The organism is Ruminobacter amylophilus, assembly GCF_900115655.1.
In the GTDB taxonomy this organism is placed as follows: domain Bacteria; phylum Pseudomonadota; class Gammaproteobacteria; order Enterobacterales; family Succinivibrionaceae; genus Ruminobacter; species Ruminobacter amylophilus.
Genome location: NZ_FOXF01000039.1, coordinates 1 through 23,916 on the forward strand (window position 1 = coordinate 1; position 23,916 = coordinate 23,916).

The following is a 23,916-nucleotide window of genomic DNA, read 5'->3' on the forward strand; positions in this document are numbered from 1 at the left end:
TAATAAGCCAGTCCCTCCTAAGCCGGTAAAGACAGCCTCGGAACTGGGAGCAGAACAAGTAGAAACAGACATCAGCAACGTAACTCAGACATGAGGATTCCCTAATTAGGGAGTGATATAGATTCCCTCGGTACTCTCAGCATGCTACTTTCGCTAATGGGTAACCGAGGACAAGTACGGGGGTATCCCGTAGTAAATACAGAGAGTACCTACCTCATAATTTAAAGGTATGTCCAATAGAATGGGCACTTAATTTATGCCATGTCTAATGAATGGGGTAACTTGAATTTTAGTTGTCCGAAATTATGGATAACTAAAATTTTAAATGTCCTTGACAAAGGGTACAGTTCAATCTTGAACTTGAAATAACAGAAAGTATGCTGATGAGTAAGGATAGTGATTCCAGAAAATCATTTGAAACTCTCAGAGGCATGGGGGTTAAAATCAGTATGGATGACTTTGGTACGGGATATTCAAACCTTAGTTATCTCAGCAGTTTTCCGTTGGATAAATTAAAGATTGACCGTCGGTTTGTTACCAATATTGACTCAAGTAAAGGAAATCAGCAGATTGTTAATGCGATTATAATGCTGGCCCAGGCTTTTAATTTATCCCTGATAGCAGAAGGTGTTGAGGGCGGCAAGGAACTGAAATATCTGCAGTCAAAAGGAGTTGATGTAATTCAGGGGTTCTATTTCTCCAAACCTCTTCCTCCAGAACAGGTTTACGATTTTGTAAATGATGTGAAAAACGGTGTATGGATCAGCAAGGTTCATGATTCATTTGAAAAACTGGATGATCATTATTCCGATAAAATCGGTAAAAAAGAAAGTATGTCAGTTACTGTAAACAAGTAATTGAGAATAAAAGGCCCCCTGCAGTTTGTAGTTGCAGTGGGCCTTTTGATGTTAAAAGTGATAATTATTTCTTATGATTTCCATTTAAGCATTCTGTTCTGAATGCTTCCAACGATCCATGTTGATATAACAACTACGACACCGATAACCACAATACCAACCAGAGTTCTGGTATAGTCGCCGAGATCCGAATAGTTCTTTACATAGAAACCAAGGCCTGCTCTGGCACCGATCATTTCAGCTGATGTAAGAAGAATGAATGATATGCATAAGCCTAAGTTTGCTCCTACGAAAATCTGGGACAAGGATGCCGGAAGAATTACGTGAATCATTGTGCTGAATCTGCTGAGGTTAAGAACCTTGGCCGAATTTAGCAGTCTGCTGTCAACGTTTTTCACACCGCTGATTGTACCCATGAATACCGGCCAGAAGGTTGCCAGAAATATTACCAGTACCGATACTGATCTGAAGGTCGGCAGAAGGGCAATACCATATGGAATGTAAACAATCGGCGGAATTGCACCAAGGAAACCGGCAACATGACCGGAAATGTTTCCGACACGTTTGCTTGTTGCCAGAAACAAACCGACAGGGATCGCCAGCAGACCTAAAATATATCCTTCCACTATAATGCTCAGAGAAGAAAGAATGTTTACGCCTATCTGAGGCAAATCTTCAATGAACTGATTGACTATTATCCCTACAGGTGGAAAAAGAATAGGTTTCACCAGATTGAATTTTGCAGTCATAAGCTGCCAGCCGATAAGGATTATGAATAGAAATGTGCCTAAATCCGCAGCCATATCTACTTTCTGACGATCCTTAGAAACGGCACATATAATCAGGGTAATTATTTCAATTAAAGAGGCAAAACCTATTGCATAACCGGATAACGGCTCTCTTGTTATCTGGTTAGGCAGAAAAAACTCAATTCCCACAAACAGCAGGAATATAATATGAGTAAATCTTAAAAATCTAACTTTAGGTGACATTAGATCATTGCCTCCTGATCAATTTTTTCTTTAATATCTCCAAAAAACAGAGCCATGATTTCATTTCGTATCTGAGAATATTCCTGAGTTTTCACAAGTTCAGAACGATTTCTTGGTCGTGGCAGCGGCACTTTGATTTCCTTATTAACCTGCCCAGGGTTTGCCTTCATCATTATGATGCGATCTGAAAGCAGAATAGCTTCATCAACATCATGGGTTACAAACACGACGGTCTTCTTTTTCTGATTTCCATCGCCTTCCCAGAGTTTTAAAAGCAGTTCCTGAAGAATAACTCTGTTTTTTGCATCTACCGCTCCGAAAGGTTCGTCCATTAAAAGTATTTCAGTATCCATTGCCAAGGCTCTGGCTATGGCCACGCGCTGCTGCATACCGCCTGACATGTCTCGAGGATATTTTTTCCCGGCTTCGGCCAGACCAACTTTCTGCAGGTATACATTAGCAAGTTCAAGACGTTCCTTTCTGCTTAAATCAGGTTTTACCTGCTTGAGACCGAAGGCTACGTTTTTTTCCGCAGTCATCCATGGAAAAAGAGCATACTGCTGAAAGACTACGCTTCTTTCTTTGCCGGGCCCCTGAATATCTTTGCCATTAATTCTCACCTGTCCGGACGTGGGGGCTGTGAGACCTTCTAGAATCCCCAAAAGAGAACTTTTACCACATCCGGATGAACCAATGATACTAACAAACTCTCCATCCTGAATATTGAAGGATACATTAGAGAGAGCCTGAAAAGAGGTTTTACCGGTGTGATATGTTAGGCTTATATTATCTATTTCTATCTTGTTCATGTGTTCCTCCGGTTTCTGACAATTCCTAAAGAAGAATTGTCAGAAAGTTTTCCGGTTATTATTGATATTTATCAAAATGATCTTTCAGTGACTGATAAATAGCGTCATCAGGGAATTCATTGATGATGCTGTTCAGAGCCTTCTGGTAGATTTCAGTGTTGTAGAATTTATCTATGTCGTAATCTTTTGTGTATCCTGCTTCAACAACCTGATTTTTAAGCTGGGTAGTGGCGATTTTATCCGGATCCGGATTACTGTCGCTGTTACCGCCGTATACTTCAAATCTGATTCGTTCAGGATCGATATCAACATACTTCTTTACAATCTTGACGGTACCGTCCTGTTCGCTCTTGAAATAGTGATATGCTTTGATAAAAGCTCTTTCAAAACGATAATATTCATCAGGTTTGCTCTTTAGTGCAGATGATTCAGCAACCTGACGGCAGCAAGGCTGATTTTTGAATTCTTCAACGTCTTTGCAGTGATAGATAACTTTATAACCGTTGGCCTGAGCTATTGATGAGAATGGAGGGAAGAAAGATGCCGCATCAATTTCCTTGCCCTGAAGTGCCGCAAAGGCATCTTTCTGACTGTTAAAGTATACAATGTTAACTTTGTCCGGACCTTCACCGATTTCGAGATTATGATTCTTTAACAGAATAAGAAGTTCAAGATCCTGAATACTGTTTTTAACGGAGGCAACATTACGTCCCTTAAGATCCTCAACAGTAGGTTCATGATCTTTTACAAATTCCGGTTTGATGACGTATCCGTGGCCGTTACTCATTGCACCACCGAAAATTGTCAGGTCATGTCCATTGCTCTGGAATGTTAAAGAAGGAACGGAACCGATAAGAGCAACATCAAGTTTACCAACCTCCAGGCCTGTGGCAAGTTCACCGGCGCTTGCAAAAGGAATTAGTTCAACATCAAGCCCTTCTTCCGCAAAATACCCCTGTTCTTTGGCAATGAAAGCAAGAAGGTGACTGGTGGTTGTAAGGTATCCCAGTGCAAAAGGTGTCTGTTCTTTAACGGATTGTCCCAAAACCGGTTCATCAGCAGCCATTGTGTTTGGCGGGATAAAAGCACCACCAAGAGTAATGGATGCATAGATGAACAATGATAATGCTTTAGTCTTAAGCATAATATCTCCTATGATACTTGTTCCCAGCGGGGAAAAGTCAGTCCGTGAAAACATCATACGAATCAGGTAATCAGTTTTTGGATGGCTTTTTCCTTCTGGTTAAATTTAATTGAATAGTTGTTTAAGTAGTAAAAATTTCATTATGTTACTAAAGCATAGTAAACATATATGAATTATAGCATATGTGATCATAATTAGATTTTTTGATTTTTGCAACCATAAATTTTTCGGAATCTCCAAAGAAAGAGTATTGAAGTTAGATTCGTGGTGTATATACTTCTGAGATAATGTACATAATATGGAAAAAAGTTTTATAAACAAAAATAATGAAAAATATTTCTGGTGATACAGTTTTTTTTGATGCTGTTTGGCTGCAATAACGAAATAACATCTTATCTTGTAGTGTACCTGTTTTATAAAGTTTTTTACAAAAACATACTAAACATACTTGACTAGTATAAATTAAAATTTATAATTGTATACATAAGTGAAAACATACTAAACATATCGGAAATAATAAAACAAATAATGGGAATGTATATATGAGCAGAATTTATTCAAAGATTACTGATTTGGTTGGTAATACTCCTTTAGTGGAACTTTCAAGTCTTGCTTCTGAGGTAGGTTTTACAGGAAAGATTCTTGCTAAGCTGGAGCTGTTTAATCCTGCAGGAAGCGTAAAAGACAGAATTGCCCTTGCAATGATAGAGGATGCTGAAAAACGTGGTGTTTTAAAAAAAGGCTCTGTAATTATAGAACCAACCTCCGGTAACACAGGGCTGGGGCTGGCATTTGTCGCAGCAGCAAAGGGCTATCGCGTAATCATTACCATGCCGGACACCATGTCAATAGAAAGAAGAAATCTTCTCCTGGCTTATGGTGCTGAACTTCAGCTGGTTGAAGGTGCGAAGGGAATGAAAGGAGCTATCGAAAAAGCTGAAGAGCTGGCAGCCAAGATTCCTGGAAGTTTTATTCCCGGGCAGTTTACCAATCCGGCAAATCCGAAGGCTCATTTTGAAACAACAGGTCCGGAAATATGGAATGATACTGATGGAACTGTAGATATCTTTGTTGCCGGCGTTGGTACCGGCGGTTCTCTTTCAGGTACCGGAAAATATCTGAAAAGTAAGAATCCGAACATTAAGATTGTGGCTGTTGAACCTTCTGGTTCCCCGGTTCTTTCAACAGGCAAGGCTGGACCTCATAAGATTCAGGGTATTGGACCTGGTTTTGTTCCTGCGACACTTGATCGTTCTGTTTACGATGAGATCATTACCATTGATAATGAAGATGCGTTCGCTTACGGAAAGAAACTTGCGAGAACAGAAGGAATTCTTGTTGGTATTTCATCAGGTGCAGCACTGAAAGCTGCTTCCGTTCTGGCTTCAAGACCGGAAAATTCGGGCAAGAACATTGTTGTTCTGTTACCGGACGATGGTGACAGATATCTTTCAACCGCACTGTTTGCCTAAGATGAGAGCCGTACAAATGTTAATAACTCATATGAAAGCCTGGTATGACGGGAAGTTTCTGGGGGCTAACAGCTGTTGTTGGTTTAGTCATTAAAATTACTTTTTTTATTGATTTAACTGACAGGAAAGAAAATGATAACTTTACAGGAAAGCACAACAGCAAAGTTGTGTGCTTTTGCACGAGCTCATCACTCAAATTTTGTAAAACATAAAATTTTTGACGATTATCTGGCTTTTGATCTTATGGGATTTGACGGCTATATGGAAATGGCAGAAGTCATCTCTGCCAATTTTCAGAAATATGACAATTCGTCGAATAATCTCATTGCCGGAAATATACGTGAGAGAGCAGGCTTTGTTAAAAATCTTGCTACATATATTTCTCCAATTCCCTTAACTAGGATTGATTTTACTGAACGTCTGATAAATAGATTCGCCAAGAGAACCAAAGGACGTGTCCAGTATGTAATTCTGGGGGCCGGGATGGACACTTTTGCTTTCAGAAACCCAAACGAGAACATAAGGGTTTTTGAAGTAGACCATCCCGACACGCAGAAATTCAAACTTGCCCGTGTAAAGGAACTTGAATGGCAGATTCCATCCGGTGTTAACTTTGTTCCGGTAAGATTCGGAGAAGACAGCCTTTTAAATAAACTGAAAGAATATGGTCTTGATCCATCCGTTCCAACCGTTTTCAGTATACTTGGAGTAACTTACTATCTTTCTCTGGATACCTTTAAGGAAACTCTGCTGAGTATTTCATCCCTTGCACGTGAAGGTAACATGGTTGTTTTCGACTTCCCTGATGAAACCACCTTTGACAGTAATGCTGTAGACAGGGTAAGAACGCTTGCTGAGATAACAGATACCTTCGGTGAGCCCATGATTCACGGATTTCGCGTTGATGAAATAAGAGAGGCTTTAAACGAAGCCGGTTTCGCAGTAGTTAATCACCTTACCCCGAGGAGAATCGAACATCATTATTTCAGAGACAGAACCGACGGACTGCATGCCTTTGAAAATATTCACTTAATCAGCGGAATTTACAGAAGGGGACCTGAGACGGAGGAAGATAAATGAAAAAAATTGAAAGTTTTTCCATTAATCATGATCTTCTTAATCCTGGCATATACATTTCCAAAATTGACAAAGATGTTGTTACCTATGATTTAAGGATGAAAAAACCTAATGCCGGCAGATATCTGGATAATGCAGCCCTGCACACGATAGAACATCTTCTTGCGTCCTACTTAAGAGGCTCGAGTCTTGGGGAAAGTGTGGTTTATGTAGGTCCGATGGGATGCAGAACAGGATTCTATCTGTTGCTTCGCAGTACGATTACCCAAAGGGCTGTGATAAGGCTTGTTCAGGAGGCATTCAGTTTTATAAGCAAATATGATGATGAAATTCCCGGTGGCAGCAGAATTGAATGTGGAAACTATCTTAATCAGGATCTTCCAGGAGCCAGAGTTGAGGCTGAGGAGTACTGTAGAATTATTAGTTCATGGACTGAAGAACAATTAAATTACAGAAGATAAGAATAATGATAGGGAGATAATTATGAGTAACAAGAGATTTGCGACAAAGCTGGTTCACGGGGGATTTACACCGGACGGGCAGACTGGAGCTGTAAACGTTCCTATATATCAGACATCAACATACAGACAAAAAAAACTTGGTGAACCGACAGGCGGATGGGAATATTCCAGAACCGGTAATCCGACAAGAGCCGCACTTGAAAAGCTTATAGCTGAGCTTGAAGGTGGTGAGGCCGGTTTCGCTTTTGCATCAGGCATGGCTGCAATATCCGCTGTTCTGATGTTGTTCAATGCCGGCGATAAGATTCTGGTATCCAGCAATGTGTATGGTGGAACTTTCCGCGTCCTGGACAAGGTTTTTACAAGATTCGGTCTTAAATATGAACTGGTGGATTCAACAAAATTAAATAATATAGAGGAAAAAATTGATTCATCAGTTAAGGCAATCTATATAGAGACTCCAACTAATCCGCTTTTAGAAATTACGGATCTCCGCGGCGTCGCAGAAATATCAAAGAAACACGGCATTCTTTCCATTGTTGATAACACCTTCATGACCCCGTATCTTCAGCGTCCTATTGAACTGGGGATAGATATTGTTGTCCACAGTGCAACAAAATATCTTGGCGGCCACAGTGATCTGATCGCAGGTCTTGCCATTGTGGCTAACGGAACAGGTCTGGCAGACAGACTGGCATTTATTCAGAACAGCACGGGAGGTGTGTTACAGCCTTTTGATTCATTCTTATTAATAAGAGGTATCAGGACTCTTGGCGTGAGAATGGACAGACATGTTTCCAATACTGAAAAAATCGTAAGTTATCTGATTAATGAACCTGCAGTAAACCGTGTTTATTATCCTGGTCATCCTTCAGATCCGGGATACAGTCTTAATCTTACTCAGGCTTCAAAAGGAGGAGCCATGCTTTCATTTGAGCTGGCTCCCGGATATTCTCCGGAAAAGTTCCTGGAAAATCTTAATTTGATAATGCTGGCTGAAAGTTTGGGAGGTGTCGAATCTCTTGTTTGTCATCCTGCAAGCATGACTCATGCATCAATTCCTGCAGATATCAGAAAAAAAATTGGAATTTCTGACGGACTGCTGAGGTTGTCAGTAGGAATTGAGGACGCAGACGATTTGATTGATGATATTAAACAGGCACTGGAAGCAAGCAGGAGATAATCATGGGCAGAATATATAAATCAATGCAGGAACTGGTTGGGAATACTCCTTTGGTTGAACTGTCACGAATAGCTGAGTTACCTGAAGGAGTAAAACTTTTTGCTAAGCTTGAGCTGTGGAATCCTTCAGGAAGTGTAAAGGACAGGGCCGGAAGGTATATGCTTGATGAAGCTGAAAAAAAAGGATTGATTACACCGGGTAAAAGTACGATTGTCATGCCGACCGCAGGGAATGCCGGGCTAGGAGTTGCATTTGCCGCTCTGGGGAGAGGATACAGGATTATATTTGTTGTTCCGAAAAAGTTTTCTCCTGAAAAACAGACCCTGATGAAGGCATTAGGTGGGGAGATTGTGAGTACCTCAAGGGAAGGTGGAATGCTTGAAGCTTCGGTAAAGGCTGACGAAATTGTGAAAAATACTGAAAACGCGGTAATCATTAATCAGTTCAAGCTGAGCAGTAATCCTCTCGCTCATTATGAAGGAACAGGTCCTGAGATATGGAATGATCTTGAGGGAGATATTGATTACGTTGTTGCCGGAGCAGGCAGTGGTGGAACATATAGCGGCGTTCTAAAATATCTCAAGTCCCAAAAGCAGAATATTACCGGAGTTCTGGTTGATCCTGAAGGTTCAACCATGGGCGGAGGTGAACACGGTGATTATGACGTAGAGGGGATTGGTAATGACTTTATTCCTGCTACCATGGATATGTCGCTGGTTGATAAAGTCATAAAGATAAATGATGCCGAGTCATATGAATACTGTAAAAAACTTGCAGAAACAGAAGGTATTATCGCAGGGTCGTCCAGCGGTGCAGCTGTTTCTGCTGCCGTAAGACTGGCTAAGACTCCGGGGGTTCATGGGAATATCGTTGTGATTCTGCCTGATCGCGGAGATCGTTATTTCAGCAGAAATCTTTATGCGTGATGTCGTAACCATGGCGATCATGTAAGTTATATTAAATGTTATCAGGACGGTTTTAATATGTATGATTCGGTAAAAATCGTCCTTACAACAGATGATATATAACTAACGCATCTTTGTCCTTTGTAAAATAACAGTTTTTTAATTATTTATTTTTTTCTGTGTATTGTCGTTTTTGCTTGTTGACAAATGGAAAATCTATATTTAAAATACAAAGCATATCAAAGCAATAGGAATAATAGGTAATGAAAGAGATTTTATGGCATGGAAGAGGCGGTCAGGGGGCGTTTACCGCATCCAGACTTCTGGGAGCCGCTTTTACTTCTCAGAGTGAACGCAATTATGCCATTGCTTTTCCGTCATTCGGTCCTGAACGAAGAGGCGCTCCTGTAAGAGCGTTTAACAGAATTGCCGATAGAATGATAGGGGACAGAAGCGTTATCGCCAGAGCTGATTATGTGCTTTATCTAGACCAGTCTTTGTTGACTGAAGACTATGAAAATGAACTGAAATCAGGAGGATTAATCTTTGTTAATTCCAAAGACGAGGATGTTCATCGCGATGAAAGAATTATCCGCTTCGATGCCTCTGGTCTGGGAGAAAAGATATTGGGACTGCCTATTTCCAATACGGCTATTTTAGGATTTTGGGCGGGTTACACAGGTGAAATAGCTCTTGACAGTCTTATTTCTGTTGCAGAGAACAGTCTTCCCTCAAGAATCAGGGCTAAGAACATAGAGATTTTAAAACAGGCTTACGAGTCAGGAAACAGATATGAGCGATGAACAGAAAAAGACGTTAAAGCCTTCATTAAGGCAGACTTCTCCTTCATCTCCAGATGAAATCCCTGAGGCAACCTGTTATGAAGGCGGTTTTCTTACCACGGCAAATGCATCATGGAGAACTGTCAAGCCTGTTGTGGACAACGAAAAGTGTATAGGTTGTCTTGAGTGTTACCTGTATTGTCCAGACGGATGTATTTTTAAAAAGCAGCTTGAAAAGAAGCTGAAGGTTGAGATTGATTACGATTTCTGCAAGGGGTGCGGAATCTGTTCTAAGGTGTGCCGTAAGTGTGCCATAACTATGGAGAAGGAGTCATAAGTGAGAACTTTTCTTTCAGGAAATGAAGCTTTTGCTCACGGAATCAGATTATCCAGAGTTCAGGTTGTTTCCGCGTACCCGATTACACCGCAGACCGTAGTTGTTGAGAAACTGGCAGAAATGCATGAGGACGGAAGTCTAAAGACTGAATTTATACATGTTGAGTCTGAACATTCCGCACTGTCGTGTGCCATAGGGGCTTCAGCCACCGGAGCCAGAACTTTTACAGCCACTTCATCCCAGGGGCTTTTGTACATGGCCGAGTGCCTTCACTATGCGGCCGGCGGAAGATTTCCTGTAGTAATGATGAATGCTAATCGTTCTACAGCGCTTCCGTGGAATATTTACGGTGACCAGAGAGATTCTCTTGGCTTACTGGATCAGGGATGGATTCAGGCTTATGCCCTGGATGCCCAGGAATCCCTGGATCTGGCACTGATGAGTTATCGCATTGCTGAGGATTCTCGCGTAATGACTCCGTTTATGGTTAATATGGACGGCTTTGTACTGACTCATACTTATGAAGTTGTTGATGTTCCGACACAGGAACAGGCTGACAGATTTTTGCCGTCATACAGAACTGATAACCGGTTTGATTTTGACAATCCCAGAAATCTGGCTTTTTCAGTAGGACCGGAACAGAACTTCAGATTCAAGTTTCGTGAGCACAGAGCCATGCTCAGGGCAAAAAAGGTAATAGAGGAAGCTGAGCGCGAATTTTCAGATGTTTTCGGAAGAAAATACAGCGGTTTGTTAGAGGAATACAAAACATCTGATGCTGAGTACGTTATTGTTACTTTAGGAACAGTGGCCGGCCTTGTAAAAGAGGTCGTGGATGAATTGAGAAATGCCGGAATCAGAGTTGGTTTGGTAAGAATACGTTATGTCCGACCTTTCCCTGATGTAGAAATTTATGAAGCTTTAAAGAATGCCAGAGCGTTTGCAGTGTTGGAAAAGGATATATCCTTCGGTTACGAGGGAACAGTCTATACCAATGTGAAATCAGCACTGTATTCCCATGGATTAAGCATCCCTTCATATAATTATGTTGGCGGACTGGGCGGTGCGGATATTTCTCATGAGGATATACTGCGGATTTTTGATGATATAAAGAGTGGTTCAGGCAGAATGGTTACATTCCTGGGAGTCAGTGAGGATGAATACGATGAATGATAAAGTTCTAAATGCCAGAACACTTACTGATGATGAATTTTTTTACGGACATAAGGCCTGTCCAGGTTGTGGTGGCAGCCTCGCCGTAAGAATTGCCCTAAAGGTACTTGGGCGCAGAGCTGTTTCCGTACTTCCTGCGGGATGCATGTCAGCTGTCGGTTTTAATTTCCCTCAGCTTGCGTTTGCAAATAACTCCATAATATCCACATTCGCAGGAACTGCATCAATGATGACAGGTATTGCAGCAGGGTACAGGGCTCAGGGAATAACTGACGTGCCGGTTGTTGGCTTTGCGGGGGATGGCGGTACAGCCGATATAGGTATTCAGGCTTTGTCCGGTGCGATAGATCGTAATGATGACATCCTTTATATATGTTACGACAACGAAGCTTATATGAATACAGGTATTCAGAAGAGTTCACTTACTCCGTATGGTTCTTCTACCACAACAACTCCTGTGTGCGGTGGAGGAAAGGGAAATCTTACTGATAAGAAGAATCTCTTTGAAATAGTTGCAGCACATGGTATTCCTTATGCTGCCACTGCTACGGTTGGAAATATGCCTGATTTGATTAAAAAGATTCAGAAGGCGGCAGGTATTAAAGGCACAAGATTTATTCATGTTCTGTGTCCTTGCCCGGTGGGGTGGGGAATAAAGAGCAGTGATACTGTGGATATAGCCAGAGAGGCTGTAGAGTCAGGACTTTGGGTTCTGGCTGAATATCAGAATGGAGAATTTTTTCTGTCTAAGAAGCCTAAAGAGTTTTCCGATGTGAAGAACTTTATAAAAAAACAGAGAAGATTTGCCCATCTGACAGATGAAGATATTGAAAAGATAACTGAATCCAGAAATAAAAAATGGAATTACATAAACAACGTATATAACAATTAGGAGAATAAGATTTATGGCTGAAATTCAGAAGGAACGTAAGTATTGGGACGAGCATATTGAAACCATGCCTCGTGAGGAATTGGAAAAACTTCAGTTGGAACGTCTTAAGGAAACTGTTAAGTTTGCGTATGAAAACTCCCCTTATTATAAGCGCTCATTTGACGCTGCAGGTTTAAAGCCTGAAGATATTCATGAACTGTCAGATCTGTCTAAGTTCCCGTTTATCGATAAGAAGACTGAACGTGAAACTCAGGGTGTAGGTTCATTCCTTGGAGAACTGTGCTGTGTGCCTGAAGAAGAGGTTATTTTTATTTCATCTTCTTCAGGTTCAACCGGTGTTCCAACAATCAGTCCGTTTACCAAAGAGGATTTTGATGAATTCCAGAATACAGAAAGTCGCTGGTTCTGGCAGGTAGGCATGAGACCAAAGGACAGATATATTCATGCTCTTAATTTCTCTCTCTATGTTGGCGGTCCTGACGTAATCGGTGCTCAAAACTTAGGAGCTTTATGTATCTGGGGCGGTACCCTTCCAAGTGAAAGACTGTTGTTTGTTCTCAAAACTTACCAGCCAACCATTATCTGGACAAGCCCTTCATATGCCTGGTACCTTGGCGAAACCGCGAAGAAGCACGGCATTGACCCTAAGAAGGATCTGTCAATCAGAACCATTATCGTAGCCGGTGAAATGGGCGGTTCAATCGATACTACCAGAAAGGCAATTGAAGACCTGTGGGGCGCCAAAGTTTATGATTTCTACGGTCTGTCTGATATTTATGGTGCCTGTGCTGCAATGTGTGATGCAAAAGATGGACTTCATATTGCTGAAGATCAGATCTATGTTGAAACTGTTGATATTCATACCGGCAAGATTATTCCTAACGGTGAGGTTGGTGAGCTTGTTTATACCACACTTCGCAAGAAGGCAAGACCTATGATTAGATTCAGAACCGGTGATATCGGCAGAATCGATCAGACCAAGTGCTCATGCGGACGTACACACGGAAGAATTCATATTCTCGGTAGAAAGGATGATATGTTCATTGTTTCAGCTGTTAACGTGTTCCCTAGCGATATTGAAGCTGTAATTCGCGGTATTGATGGTATTACCGGTGAATATCTGGTAAGAATTTACGAAAAGGATCTTACCTGCAAGTATAACGTTGAAGTTGAAAAGAATTCAGACAATCCTGAATCAGATGAAGATCTGGCAGCAAGAGTTTCAGCCGCAATTAAGGCCAGAGTAGGTGTTAAGCCGGCCAAGGTTGTAATTCATCCTGACGGAGCTCTTAATACTCGTTCAGAACATAAGTCAAAGCGTATTATTGATGAACGTAGTTTGAGCTACAATATTTAAGGAGAATGCTGAGAAATGGCTGCAATATCCAAAAGATGCGGAACTTTTACGGATTCGGTTATTCGCAGAATGACCAGAATCTGCCAGAAGTACAATGCGGTAAATCTTTCACAGGGGTTTCCGGATTTCGACCCTCCGCGTGAGTTGCTTGAGCGACTGTCTCAGGTGGCCTATGAGGATTATCATCAGTATTCAATTACCTGGGGAGCCGCAAATTTCAGACAGGCGCTGGCTGAAAAACAGTCAAAGCTAATGGGCAGAAAAATTAGCCCTGAAGGAGAAATTGTTGTAACCTCAGGTAGTACTGAAGCAATGATGGCAGCCGTTTTAACAGTTACAAATCCTGGTGATAAAGTCGTTGTATTTTCTCCGTTTTATGAAAATTATGCGGCTGATGCCATTTTATCCGGAGCTGAACCGGTATATGTGAATCTCATACCACCGTCATTCAGCTTTGATAAAGACGAACTGGAAGAAGCTTTTCGCCTTCATCCTAAGGCAATAATTCTCTGTAATCCTTCAAATCCATGTGGAAAGGTATTTACTGAGGATGAACTGAGATATATAGGCGATCTTGCCGTTAAATATGATGTGTTCGTGATAACCGATGAAGTATATGAACACATAGTTTATTCTCCGAATCATCACGTATACATGGCATCACTTCCAGGAATGTGGGATAGAACCATTTCCTGCGGCTCACTCTCAAAAACCTATTCAATCACAGGTTGGCGTCTGGGGTATGTGATTGCTCCTTCGTTCATTATTGATAATGTTCGTAAGGTCCATGATTTTCTGACCGTCGGTGCTGCGGCTCCTCTGCAGGAGGCAGCTGTAACAGCTCTGAATTTCGGTAATGAGTATTATGAAGATTTGCAGGATAAATATACTCATAAACGCGACTTGTTTTTGCAGGGGCTTGACAGGATTGGCCTGAAACATACTGTGCCTCAGGGAGCATATTATGTTCTCGTTGATATCTCTGAATTTGACTATGATGATGATTTGAAGTTTTGTGAGGATCTGGCTTCTGTTGTAGGGGTTGGTGCTGTTCCAGGATCCAGTTTTTTTAAAGATGGAAAAGTAAAACAGTATATCAGACTGCATTTTGCTAAAAAAGATGAGACTTTAATAGAAGCTCTGGATCGTCTTTCAAGTATTAGAGATAAGCTTAAACTTCGAAAATAAACAGTTTCTGAGGCAATAATAATTCATTTATTCTGCTCTGATTTACCACCGTTAGTTTAACGGTGGTTTTTTACTTTTGACGATATAAAAGTATTTACTGATCTGTTAATCATGATTATTCTTAAACAACTGTCAAAAGAAGTCTATCAGATGTCTGGGTTATCAATTCTGGTTAATGAGCCATAATGAACAGAGAACTTACTAAGTAAGTGACTGATAGTTTCCCCATTGAACTGAGGAAACTATCTTTATGGTTAGATTAGAACAGATCTTCGATTGATGAAGGCTGTGTATTCTGAGGCTGAGTTACAGGTACAGACTGAATATCGGAACCGTATTGGTCCTGCTGAATATATGTCTGAGGTTCATCGGATGAGGTAGAACCGAAATTGATGTCGTTAGTATTACTAATCATATATTCGGGATATCCGTAGATACTGTTTTTAACCACATAATCAGGTTTTTCAACAGAAGCTACCGGCTGATCTTTAAGCAGATAGCTCATGAATTCAATCCATATAGGTAAAGCTGTTTTAGCACCAGACTCCCCACGACCGAGTGTTTTGGAGAAGTTGTCGTTACCAACCCATACGGTTGTGGCAATATTGGCATTGAAGCCACTGAACCAGGCATCACGGCTGTCATTGGTGGTACCGGTCTTACCTGCTATGTCCGGACGGTTCATTGCCCTGGCTCTTGTTCCCGTGCCGTTGAACGGACCGTTTGGACCGTATCCGCCATGTATAACGCTCTTTAAGGTATCGCTTATAAGGAATGCGTTGCCATGCGTTATAACCTGTTCAGCATAGTTGTTGTCTTCAAGGTATTTGGCCTGTTCCTCAATGACTTCAGGAACGATTGTATTTGTCACTGCGTCTTCACAGTCAGGACAGGCAATGGCAGGATTGGCTTCATAAATTACCTGTTCGTTGCTACCTACGACAATCTTGTCAATGAGGTACGGCTCAATCTTATAACCGCCGTTGGCAAATGTGCTGTATGCAGTAACAAGTTCAAGTGGAGTTATTTCATAGGCACCAAGAGCAAGAGAAAGATTCTGATAGTATTTCTGATTAACATCAATACCGAATTTTTTCAGGTGCTTAACGAAGTTTGATACGCCTATCTGGTTAAGAATGCGTACGGAAACCACGTTTTTGGATTTTGCAAGAGCTACTCTAAGCGGAATAGGACCTTCATATACGTTTGGAGAGTTCTTTGGAGACCATGTCTGATTACTCCATTTATTCCAGATAGAGAATTTCTCATCGGCAACATAGGTACCCAGAGTAAAGCCTTTAGCAAGAGCTGCACTGTAAAGGAATGGTTTGATATTTGAACCAGCCTGACGTTTTGATAGTTCAACTCTGTTGAAACTGCTCTTCTTATAACTGTATCCGCCAACCATTGACAATATTGCGCCGGTCTGTGCGTTTACGGAAACCAGTGCGCCCTGAACCTGAGGAACCTGTCTCAGACCGTATTCTCCGTTTTCCTTTTTGTGCACATATACAATATCACCTGGTTTGAGGATCTTTTCAATAGGGTGGTGAGTATTTTTCTTATGGTTATCGTAATTTGATGCCCACTTAATATTGTTCCATGTGATTGATGACTTTGTATCGTCGGCAAAAACAATGTTGGCGCTGTTGTCAGCCTGAAGTGTAAGCACCAGAGCCGGCGTAATGTAGTCGTACAGCTGACGTTTTTTCAGTTCTGCCTTCCACGCATCAGTATCTTTAATATCAATATTAAGTTCTTCTATGTTTTCAGGTTTTCTGTAACCGTGTCTCATATCATAATCGGTAAGACCGTTGTATATCGCCTGATTGGCTTTTTCCTGAACACGACTGTCCACAGTGGCATATACTTTGAAGCCTTCGCTGTAGATGGCATCACCATAAGTTGCTTCCAAAGTCTGTCTGATTGATTCTGCAACATATCCGGCATTGGCCTCTATTTTGGGAGCATGGTAATAGGAATTGATAGGCTCCTTATCCGCTTCTTCAAACTGTTCCTTAGTGATTTTCCCTGTAATCAGCATACTTTCGAGAACAGTATGTCGGCGTTCACGGGCTTTATCCGGATGAGAGATAGGATTGTTGGATGAAGGTGCTTTTGGCATTCCAGCAAGAATGGCCGTTTCACCGAGGGTCAGTTCATCTACAGTCTTTCCGAAATATATGTACGCTGCCGCCGCTATGCCGTTGGCATGATGACTGAAAGGAATCTTATTAAGATATAAAGTAAGAATTTCATCCTTAGTAAGCTCCTGTTCCATATGGATAGAAATAAAAATTTCTTTGAGTTTTCTGGTTATGTTCTTCTCTGGAGACAGGAAGAAGTTTCGTGCTACCTGCTGAGTAATGGTACTTGCGCCCTGGGACATGGTTCTTTTTTCAAACAAAACTTTTACAGCTCTCAGTATCCCTTTGGGATCTATACCTATGTGGTTATAGAAATTACGGTCTTCAATAGCAATAAAAGCGTCTTTAACCTGCTGCGGAATCTGTTCAAATTCCAGTGGGATTCTTCTGTCAGTTCCGAATTCACCTATAAGAAGATTATCGGCAGAATAAATCTGAAGTGGTGTTTCATAGCTCACTTCTTTTAATTGGCTGACATCAGGTAGAGTACTTTTAACGTGGTAATAATAGAAGCAACCTGCAGCCATACAAAGACTGATAATAAAAAGGAAAAACCAGATTATTCGTCTCAACCATATAAAAATCATTTTTTTAATCCATATATCATGACGTAATTTTATCTAATTATATAATAATTTGTTACCTAGCTCAAAATAGAGTACATCAATAAAGATTTTTTTGGCACGATCCAAAAATTTAAAGTTATTATAAAAGAACGAGTAAAATGTTAATCAGCACGGATGCAATTATGGCTGGAATGAAAAACAAAGGTAACCTATATCCGCTCCTAGGCGTGGATTTTGGAAGCCAATCTATTAAGGCTGTTGCTATTAGTGGAAAGCCTGGTACTGTTCAAATCACTGCGGTTGCAGAAGTCCCAACTCCAAAGGGATCTATTGTTGATTACCAGATTCATGATATGGAAAAGGTAGTCAATGCTTGCAGAACTTTGATTAAGCGTATCGGACAAAGACCAAGATACATAGCAACATCTGTTTCGGGGTCAAGTGTTATTTCAAAGGTGATACAGGTTGATGCAGGTCAGAGCGAAACTGAGTTAAGTAATTTCATTAACTCTGAAGCAGAACAGCTGATACCATTCCCATTAGAGGAAATTAATCTTGACTATGAAGTCCTAGGTGATAATTTCGTTGATAACCAAAAACAGGATGTTCTTATAAGTGGTGCTCGTTCTCAGAGTGTAACCGATCGTTGCGCTATCTTTGATACTCTGGGTATGGAAGTTAAGGTTGTGGACGTTTCAGTTCACGCTTTGGCAAGAGCCGTTAAGGCATTTGTTCCAGGGTTTGATGTCCTTTGTGATGAAAAACCTGTTGGTATTGTCGATGTTGGCGCAGTAACACTCACTTTCGGTGTTGTTTACAAGGGTGAAGTAATTTATCAGCGTTTACAGAACTTTGGTGGCGACAATGTTACTCAGAATCTCTGTAATGCTTATGGCTTACCTTATGATGATGCTGAAAAATCCAAGATTCAGAACAGAATGCCGGCAGATGCTACAAGCGAAGTTGTAAATCCATTTATGACTCAGCTTGCTCAGAATATCAAGCGTAACATTCAGTTGTTCACCTCGTCTTCAACTCATCATGATCTTGATGTGATTGTACTGACTGGCGGTGGTTGTTTATTAAATGGTCTGACTGAACAGATGGTTTCTTTGTTAAGAAAGGATGTTAAGTGCGTTGATATCTTCAAGCAGTTCCCTAAGTTAAAGAATGAAGAAAACCCTCAAGGTTACAAGTTCATGACTGCTCTAGGTTTGGCTTTAAGGAGTTTTGAACCATGTCCAATATAAACCTTTTACCATGGCGTGAGGTAATAAAGGAACGTCAGAGAAAGAATTTTCTTCAACTCATGGTTGTTTTTCTCTTTGCTGGAGCAATTGTTGCCATTCTGATTTATTTCGCTCTTGATTGGAGAATTCAGAATCAGGAAGACAGAAACAGTCAGTGGAAGAATGAAATAAAAGTAGTTGATCAGAAAATTGCTGAAATTGAAAAACTCAAGCAGAGACGTCAGGAACTTATCGATCGTATGAATGCGATTGATAAACTTCAGCAGAGTCGTAATATTCCGGTGCATCTCTACTCTGATTTACCAACACTGGTGTCTTCAGGTGTTTATCTCGGCTACATGAACTATGATAATCGTATTGTTAAACTTGGTGGTTTAGCTGAATCTAACCCTCGTCTGTCTTCAATGTTACGTAACATTGATAACAGCCAGTGGCTTGGTAACGGCACTATTACTCAGACCAAGGCTGAAGTGAGAGATGGTAAAAAGATTATTCCAACTCTTCCTGATGGATTATACGCGTTCGATATGCTATTCAGTGTCCTTGACAGTCAGAATAATGCTCAGGCGCCGAACAATTCAATGAAAGGAGGTAGATAATGGCTAGTAATCTTGGTGTCGGAGATTTTGATGTTAGCCGCATTGAAACATGGCCTCAGGTTCTCCGTTATTTGACTGGTTTTCTTCTGGTTGCAGCCATTGTCGGTGGTTCATTCGTAGCTCTGAATATGGAACAGCTTGAAGAGATTGAAAAGAAGGAAAACATTGAAACCGATCTCCGCAAACAGTTCGATGAAAAAGCAAAGATGGCTGTTAATCTGGAACAGTACAAGGAACAGATTGTAGAGCTGGAAAGTTTGCTTGATGCACAGTTACGTCAGTTACCTAACAGTAACGAAGTAGCTAATCTTCTTGACGATATCAGTTTTATTGCTCAGGATAATGGTCTGAATCTCATTAGTATTAAGTGGGAAAGTGAAATTGTTCAGGACATTTATACAGAGTTACCAATGAGTATATTTGTTACCGGTACATACCAGCAGTTAGGTAGCTTTGCTGCAGATGTTGCTGCTTTACCACGAATTGTTACTATTGATAAGTTTTCTCTGAAGCATGTTGATACTACAAAAGCAAAGGCAGTAAAAGCATCTGAAGAAAGACCAAAAGATGGTAATGTTACCACCATTTCAACTCAGGAAGCACAGCCAGCTGTAAGTGATGGTGAACTTCTCGAAATGAATATGTTAGCTAAGACCTTCCGTTATAACAATGTTGTACAGAAGAAGGGCAGTGACCGTTCAAGCAGAAGAAATAAGGGAGGCAGATAATGAAAAAGTTAGCATTGGTTACTTTGCTTCTAACAACTGCCGTCAGCTTAAGTGCCTGTGGTAAATATGATGATGACATTCAGCAGACTGCTCAGAATGCTCTTCGCCAGGCTACGTCTAGAATTGAAGAGTTACCTAAGGTTAACACCTTTGTAGCTATGAAGTTTGAACCTAAAACTGACAGAATGCCGTTTGTTTTACCAAAACCAGAAATTTCAATGGTTCAGCCTCTCAAACCATTAGATTGTGAGCAGCCGGATCGTGAAAGACCAATGGAGGAACTGGAACAGTTTGCTTTGGATAACCTCTTTATGAAGGGAACCATCAGCATTGATGGAAAGCTGAAAGCAATTATCCAGACAGCAGATGGTGTTTTGGTTAACGTAACTCCAGGTATGCATATGGGGTTAAACTTTGGTAAGGTTGTACGTGTTGCACCTGACTCAGTTGAAGTTGAAGAGTTTATTTCCGACGGTAAGGGTTGTTGGGATAAGCGCTCCAGTCGTTTAGATTTAATTACAGCGGAATAGTTTAGCAGGCAGGAAAAATTATGAATTTACAAAAAAATAAATTAGGGCTTTTTGTAATGCTGGCTACCGTGGCTGGCGTTGTACTGCCTGCCGAGGCAGCTACCAAGCTCGAAAACGTTAAGGTTAATGATCAGTATGCTAGTCAGACTAAGATTGAACTTCAGTTTGATGGTCCTATTGGTTCATATCAGGATAGACTTCAGTATCATCCAGAACAGTTGGTAATCAATCTGTCAGATGCTGAATCTGCCTTATTGAAAGATACTCTTGATGTAAATGTTAAGGGTATAAAGGACATGAACGTGAAGCAGAACGGTGATGGCTTGGATGTTGTTTTTGGCCTTAAGTCACTTGTTCCATACGAAGTGTCTCAGCAGAATAATTCTCTGTATGTAACTATCGGTACTGACCCACGTGTTGCTGCAGCTAGAAATGGTGTTAATACTCCTGACATTATAAACACCAACGCAGATAAGTCAGTTGCCGGTGGTATTAATCGTATCAACGCTTTATCATTCAAGAAGAATTCTGCAGGTGACGGCCTTGTTGTTGTTACTCTTGATAACAAGAGTGCAGCCCTCGATTTACAGCCTAAGGGAACTCATCTTATAGCTAAATTCCATGGTACTAATGTAGCTCCTGATTTACTGGCAGTTATGGATGTCGCTGATTATGCAACTCAGGTTAAGTCTATTGACGTATCTCAGACAGCTGATGGTGCTGTTCTCGACTTTACAATGTATAATGCTGAATTTGATGCTAAGTTTGATCAGTCAGGAGATACTGTTGTAATTAATGTAGCTAAGAAGAAGCCTGTTGTTAAACTTGATAATACCCAGAAGTATAGTGGCAAGCTTATTTCATTATCTTTCCAGGATGTACCTGTACGTTCTGCTTTAAAGGTTTTAGCTCAGGAAGTTAATCTTAACCTCGTAATGAATGATTCTGTAACCGGTAACATTACTATCAATTTTGATAGTGTACCTTGGGATCAGGCTTTAGACACCATTCTTCGAGTTAAAGGTTTGGATAAGCGTGTAGAAGGCACTATTCTTCTTATTGGTTCTCAGGAAGAACTCGCTCAGTATGAACAGAAGCAGCTTGAAGAACAGGATAAGAAGACAGCTAAGGAACCTTTGGTAACTGACTTTATCCAGATTAATTATGCAAAGGCTGCTGATTTTGTTAAGCTGATTTCTACTAAGGACTCTTCCTTATCTATAAAGGCTAACAATACTAACGCTTACGGCTCTTCAAATTCTGCTGATTCTACTGACAGTCTGCTGTCCTCTCGTGGTACTGTAACTGTTGATGAAAGAACTAATACTCTTATCATCAAGGATACTGAATCCTCTATAGCAAACATCAGACGTCTGGTTGATACTCTTGATACTCCAGTACAGCAGGTTGTTATTGAAGCAAGAATTGTTTCAATTGATGAATCAGCTGAGACTGCGTTAGGTATCAACTGGGGTATGGACACCAATAACGGCGTTTTATCTACTGGTAAGCCTGATGATGGTAAGTGGTATGCAGGTCATGGTACTTCTACTGACGTTCCTACTGATGGTGGCACATTCTCCCTTGGTCGTATCACCAAGAATTTTGCCATCAATCTGGCTCTCAAGGCTCTGGAAACTGAAAAGCGTACTGATATTATTTCAAGCCCACGCATTACCACAACCAACCAGAAGGAAGCTTACATTGAACAGGGTTATGAAATTCCGTCAATCACTGCATCTTCTGCAGGTAATACAACTATTGAATGGAAGAAGGCTGTACTGAGTTTAAAGGTAACTCCTCAGATCACTCCTGATGATTCTGTATTCCTTGATTTAGCTATTACTCAGGATGATAAGGGTGATGAAGTTAAGTCATTCGGTACTTCTTCTCTGTCAATTGAAACCCGTGAATTAAATACTCAGGTTCTCGTTGGTAACGGAGAAACTTTAGTACTTGGTGGTATCTTCCAGCAGTCTGTATCACGTACTGTAAAGAAGGTTCCTTTACTCGGCGATATTCCAGTACTTGGCTGGTTATTCAAGAGTGTTGACAACACCAATTCTAAGAGAGAAGTGTTAGTGTTCATTACTCCACACATCCTCAAGGAAACAATGTAAAAGTATTAGTTAGTTAAATTTAAGGCTGTCTGAAAAGACAGCCTTTTTTAATTAATCCAACATCTTGACTATTTTTGGCTCTTCACGGAATTGTTGGGAATCTGAGAGAGGACTGGTATCGAATTAGAGTAAAGAAATAGTCTTCATCTCTGTAGCCGTATGCAATTCTTTTAGCCACTTTAATTTTATTGTTCATACCCTCTAATTTTCCTGTACTGATGGGATGGGTAGCGTGAGCTACCAATCCTTTCAGTCGCTTTACCTTAAGCTTTGCAAACTTCTGCAGTTGCGGTATTCCGCTTTCCTCCGCTGCCAGAAACCATTTCATCCATCCATAGTAAGCTTTTTCTTTATCACGTAATTCAAACAGACGGTTCATTTCTTCTTTCATTGCATAGCAGGTGGCCAAATCACTGTGCGAGTTAAGTATTTTATCTAAGGCTTCTCCTCCTGACTCGCTAAGATTCCGACTGTTGGTTAACACAGCCCAGCGTGCCTTTTTTAGCCGGGTGTAACCCTGATTTTCATTCCGTATGTTCTGTTTAAGTTTCTGCAGGGTTTCTTTATCATCAACAGTCCCAGCCAGTTTTTTTAATTCATTTGCCTTATCCTGATGCTTTCTTGCTTCCTCGAGTCTGACGGAACCGAGAACATCCTTTCCGTACTGTGCCTGCATATGATAACGGTCATAGACAATCTCAGTTTTAGGCATGTATTCTTCAACAAGACGGTTAAAGGAAGCGTTCATGTCCATGGCAAAGGCTTTTACATTATTTAACCGTTCCATGTCATACTCCTTGAAGAATTTCCTGAAATCTTCCATGCCACGACCTTGTCCAACCCACAGGATTTCTCCGGTTTCCAGATCCATTACGCAGGATGCATAGCTGTGGCCTTTGTGTATTGCAAATTCATCAACCGCAAGATATGTAGGTTTGTATCCGGAACGCTGAAGTTCTTCTTTACGCTTTCTGAGGAATTCATCCATGAATCCAAGATGAATTTTCTTAACTGTTTCCCAATGAAAACCGGTAATCTCCGCAACTGCAGAAACAGGCATGTTCCTGGATAACAGTCCTTTAATCCATTCAGCTGCCCGTATGGTTATTCTGGCATTCGGAACTTTTGCGGGAATAGGTTCCATAAAATGATGTCCGCATTCTCTGCATTTATAACCATGGTAGTAAAAAACAGGACTTTGCCTGTGTTTTGGAAGAAACGGAAAATCCTTAATTTCCGTGGAATGTCTGGCATGAACATACACGTTCATTTTCCCGCAAAAAGGACATCTCATGTTCGACGTTTGGCGGTTGCTTTCGAAAGAATAAACGGATTTTAAGGTTTTGG

Annotated in this window: 21 protein-coding genes and 1 pseudogene; 17 read left to right on the forward strand and 5 right to left on the reverse strand. The window is 40.9% G+C overall.

Annotated elements, in window-relative coordinates:
* Positions 1 to 359: 359 nt before the first annotated feature.
* A pseudogene (locus BMY80_RS08925) lies at positions 360 to 857 on the forward strand (EAL domain-containing protein); the annotation flags it as partial.
* Positions 858 to 928: 71 nt separating this feature from the next.
* On the opposite strand, the gene BMY80_RS08930 reads toward BMY80_RS08925, so the two are convergent.
* Genes BMY80_RS08930 through BMY80_RS08940 form a run of 3 tightly spaced genes read right to left on the reverse strand, consistent with a single transcriptional unit; the run spans position 929 to position 3,802 of the window.
* Positions 929 to 1,849 (reverse strand): ABC transporter permease, encoded by a 921-nt coding sequence (locus tag BMY80_RS08930; RefSeq protein WP_031579628.1) that lies wholly within the window; start codon positions 1,847 to 1,849, stop codon positions 929 to 931.
* Positions 1,849 to 2,658, reverse strand: a complete 810-nt coding sequence (locus BMY80_RS08935) for an ABC transporter ATP-binding protein (RefSeq protein WP_031579627.1) — start codon at positions 2,656 to 2,658, stop codon at positions 1,849 to 1,851. The genes BMY80_RS08930 and BMY80_RS08935 overlap by 1 nt, the downstream gene beginning before the upstream one ends.
* A 58-nt stretch (positions 2,659 to 2,716) precedes the next feature.
* Complete coding sequence (locus BMY80_RS08940) at positions 2,717 to 3,802, reverse strand: ABC transporter substrate-binding protein (protein ID WP_031579626.1); 1,086 nt, start codon at positions 3,800 to 3,802, stop codon at positions 2,717 to 2,719.
* Between the two features lie 542 nt (positions 3,803 to 4,344).
* On the opposite strand from BMY80_RS08940, the gene cysK reads away from it, so the two are divergent.
* The 11 genes from cysK to BMY80_RS08995 all read left to right on the forward strand — a co-directional run bounded on the left by cysK (position 4,345) and on the right by BMY80_RS08995 (position 14,629).
* Positions 4,345 to 5,274, forward strand: coding sequence for a cysteine synthase A (gene cysK, locus BMY80_RS08945; RefSeq protein WP_093142935.1), 930 nt, complete (start codon positions 4,345 to 4,347; stop codon positions 5,272 to 5,274).
* A gap of 132 nt (positions 5,275 to 5,406) precedes the next feature.
* The gene (locus tag BMY80_RS08950) at positions 5,407 to 6,354 is read left to right on the forward strand and encodes a class I SAM-dependent methyltransferase (RefSeq protein ID WP_093142938.1); all 948 of its coding nucleotides are present in this window, start codon (positions 5,407 to 5,409) and stop codon (positions 6,352 to 6,354) included.
* Positions 6,351 to 6,812, forward strand: coding sequence for an S-ribosylhomocysteine lyase (locus BMY80_RS08955; protein ID WP_093142940.1), 462 nt, complete (start codon positions 6,351 to 6,353; stop codon positions 6,810 to 6,812). The genes BMY80_RS08950 and BMY80_RS08955 overlap by 4 nt, the downstream gene beginning before the upstream one ends.
* Before the next feature lie 22 nt (positions 6,813 to 6,834).
* On the forward strand, positions 6,835 to 7,995 hold the full coding sequence (locus BMY80_RS08960; RefSeq protein WP_093142943.1) for a trans-sulfuration enzyme family protein: 1,161 nt from the start codon (positions 6,835 to 6,837) through the stop codon (positions 7,993 to 7,995).
* A gap of 2 nt (positions 7,996 to 7,997) precedes the next feature.
* On the forward strand, positions 7,998 to 8,921 hold the full coding sequence (locus BMY80_RS08965) for a PLP-dependent cysteine synthase family protein (RefSeq protein ID WP_093142945.1): 924 nt from the start codon (positions 7,998 to 8,000) through the stop codon (positions 8,919 to 8,921).
* A gap of 242 nt (positions 8,922 to 9,163) precedes the next feature.
* A complete protein-coding gene (locus BMY80_RS08970) occupies positions 9,164 to 9,703 on the forward strand; it encodes a 2-oxoacid:acceptor oxidoreductase family protein (protein WP_093142948.1) in 540 nt (179 codons plus the stop codon).
* The gene (locus BMY80_RS08975) at positions 9,693 to 10,019 is read left to right on the forward strand and encodes a 4Fe-4S binding protein (protein WP_031579616.1); all 327 of its coding nucleotides are present in this window, start codon (positions 9,693 to 9,695) and stop codon (positions 10,017 to 10,019) included. Before BMY80_RS08970 ends, BMY80_RS08975 begins: the two co-directional genes overlap by 11 nt.
* Positions 10,020 to 11,192 carry a pyruvate ferredoxin oxidoreductase gene (gene porA / locus BMY80_RS08980; RefSeq protein ID WP_093142950.1) on the forward strand — a complete coding sequence of 391 codons (1,173 nt, stop codon included), beginning with the start codon at positions 10,020 to 10,022 and terminating at the stop codon, positions 11,190 to 11,192.
* Entirely contained in the window at positions 11,185 to 12,084 is a 900-nt protein-coding gene (locus BMY80_RS08985) for a thiamine pyrophosphate-dependent enzyme (protein ID WP_031579614.1), read from the forward strand. The genes porA and BMY80_RS08985 overlap by 8 nt, the downstream gene beginning before the upstream one ends.
* Before the next feature lie 13 nt (positions 12,085 to 12,097).
* Entirely contained in the window at positions 12,098 to 13,441 is a 1,344-nt protein-coding gene (locus BMY80_RS08990) for a phenylacetate--CoA ligase family protein (protein ID WP_093142953.1), read from the forward strand.
* Positions 13,442 to 13,456: 15 nt separating this feature from the next.
* Positions 13,457 to 14,629 carry a pyridoxal phosphate-dependent aminotransferase gene (locus tag BMY80_RS08995; RefSeq protein ID WP_031579612.1) on the forward strand — a complete coding sequence of 391 codons (1,173 nt, stop codon included), beginning with the start codon at positions 13,457 to 13,459 and terminating at the stop codon, positions 14,627 to 14,629.
* A 259-nt stretch (positions 14,630 to 14,888) separates the two neighbouring features.
* Here the strand turns inward: BMY80_RS08995 and BMY80_RS09000 are convergent, their stop codons facing one another.
* The gene (locus BMY80_RS09000) at positions 14,889 to 17,363 is read right to left on the reverse strand and encodes a penicillin-binding protein 1A (protein ID WP_093142955.1); all 2,475 of its coding nucleotides are present in this window, start codon (positions 17,361 to 17,363) and stop codon (positions 14,889 to 14,891) included.
* 161 nt (positions 17,364 to 17,524) lie between these two features.
* Here BMY80_RS09000 and pilM point away from each other — a divergent pair, with 161 nt between their 5' ends.
* Genes pilM through BMY80_RS09025 form a run of 5 tightly spaced genes read left to right on the forward strand, consistent with a single transcriptional unit; the run spans position 17,525 to position 22,569 of the window.
* A complete protein-coding gene (pilM, locus tag BMY80_RS09005) occupies positions 17,525 to 18,592 on the forward strand; it encodes a type IV pilus assembly protein PilM (RefSeq protein ID WP_031579610.1) in 1,068 nt (355 codons plus the stop codon).
* On the forward strand, positions 18,580 to 19,191 hold the full coding sequence (locus BMY80_RS09010; RefSeq protein WP_093142958.1) for a PilN domain-containing protein: 612 nt from the start codon (positions 18,580 to 18,582) through the stop codon (positions 19,189 to 19,191). The genes pilM and BMY80_RS09010 overlap by 13 nt, the downstream gene beginning before the upstream one ends.
* Positions 19,191 to 19,919 (forward strand): type IV pilus inner membrane component PilO, encoded by a 729-nt coding sequence (locus BMY80_RS09015; RefSeq protein ID WP_093142961.1) that lies wholly within the window; start codon positions 19,191 to 19,193, stop codon positions 19,917 to 19,919. The genes BMY80_RS09010 and BMY80_RS09015 overlap by 1 nt, the downstream gene beginning before the upstream one ends.
* A gap of 23 nt (positions 19,920 to 19,942) precedes the next feature.
* Positions 19,943 to 20,449, forward strand: coding sequence for a pilus assembly protein PilP (locus BMY80_RS09020; protein ID WP_232218299.1), 507 nt, complete (start codon positions 19,943 to 19,945; stop codon positions 20,447 to 20,449).
* 20 nt (positions 20,450 to 20,469) lie between these two features.
* Entirely contained in the window at positions 20,470 to 22,569 is a 2,100-nt protein-coding gene (locus BMY80_RS09025) for a type IV pilus secretin PilQ (RefSeq protein WP_093142963.1), read from the forward strand.
* Positions 22,570 to 22,651: 82 nt separating this feature from the next.
* Here the strand turns inward: BMY80_RS09025 and BMY80_RS09030 are convergent, their stop codons facing one another.
* Complete coding sequence (locus BMY80_RS09030; protein WP_093142966.1) at positions 22,652 to 23,863, reverse strand: ISL3 family transposase; 1,212 nt, start codon at positions 23,861 to 23,863, stop codon at positions 22,652 to 22,654.
* Positions 23,864 to 23,916 lie beyond the last annotated feature (53 nt).

Coding starts and splice junctions, on each gene's coding strand:
- BMY80_RS08970 (WP_093142948.1), top strand. CDS start 9,164: ATGAAAGAGATTTTATGGCATGGAAGAGGCGGTCAGGGGGCGTTTACC.
- BMY80_RS08955 (WP_093142940.1), top strand. CDS start 6,351: ATGAAAAAAATTGAAAGTTTTTCCATTAATCATGATCTTCTTAATCCT.
- BMY80_RS08935 (WP_031579627.1), bottom strand. CDS start 2,658: ATGAACAAGATAGAAATAGATAATATAAGCCTAACATATCACACCGGT.
- BMY80_RS09010 (WP_093142958.1), top strand. CDS start 18,580: ATGTCCAATATAAACCTTTTACCATGGCGTGAGGTAATAAAGGAACGT.
- BMY80_RS09000 (WP_093142955.1), bottom strand. CDS start 17,363: ATGATTTTTATATGGTTGAGACGAATAATCTGGTTTTTCCTTTTTATT.
- BMY80_RS08985 (WP_031579614.1), top strand. CDS start 11,185: ATGAATGATAAAGTTCTAAATGCCAGAACACTTACTGATGATGAATTT.
- BMY80_RS08990 (WP_093142953.1), top strand. CDS start 12,098: ATGGCTGAAATTCAGAAGGAACGTAAGTATTGGGACGAGCATATTGAA.
- BMY80_RS08930 (WP_031579628.1), bottom strand. CDS start 1,849: ATGTCACCTAAAGTTAGATTTTTAAGATTTACTCATATTATATTCCTG.
- BMY80_RS08975 (WP_031579616.1), top strand. CDS start 9,693: ATGAGCGATGAACAGAAAAAGACGTTAAAGCCTTCATTAAGGCAGACT.
- BMY80_RS08965 (WP_093142945.1), top strand. CDS start 7,998: ATGGGCAGAATATATAAATCAATGCAGGAACTGGTTGGGAATACTCCT.
- BMY80_RS08995 (WP_031579612.1), top strand. CDS start 13,457: ATGGCTGCAATATCCAAAAGATGCGGAACTTTTACGGATTCGGTTATT.
- BMY80_RS09025 (WP_093142963.1), top strand. CDS start 20,470: ATGAATTTACAAAAAAATAAATTAGGGCTTTTTGTAATGCTGGCTACC.
- BMY80_RS09015 (WP_093142961.1), top strand. CDS start 19,191: ATGGCTAGTAATCTTGGTGTCGGAGATTTTGATGTTAGCCGCATTGAA.
- BMY80_RS08960 (WP_093142943.1), top strand. CDS start 6,835: ATGAGTAACAAGAGATTTGCGACAAAGCTGGTTCACGGGGGATTTACA.
- BMY80_RS09030 (WP_093142966.1), bottom strand. CDS start 23,863: ATGAGATGTCCTTTTTGCGGGAAAATGAACGTGTATGTTCATGCCAGA.
- BMY80_RS08940 (WP_031579626.1), bottom strand. CDS start 3,802: ATGCTTAAGACTAAAGCATTATCATTGTTCATCTATGCATCCATTACT.
- pilM (WP_031579610.1), top strand. CDS start 17,525: ATGGCTGGAATGAAAAACAAAGGTAACCTATATCCGCTCCTAGGCGTG.
- BMY80_RS08950 (WP_093142938.1), top strand. CDS start 5,407: ATGATAACTTTACAGGAAAGCACAACAGCAAAGTTGTGTGCTTTTGCA.
- cysK (WP_093142935.1), top strand. CDS start 4,345: ATGAGCAGAATTTATTCAAAGATTACTGATTTGGTTGGTAATACTCCT.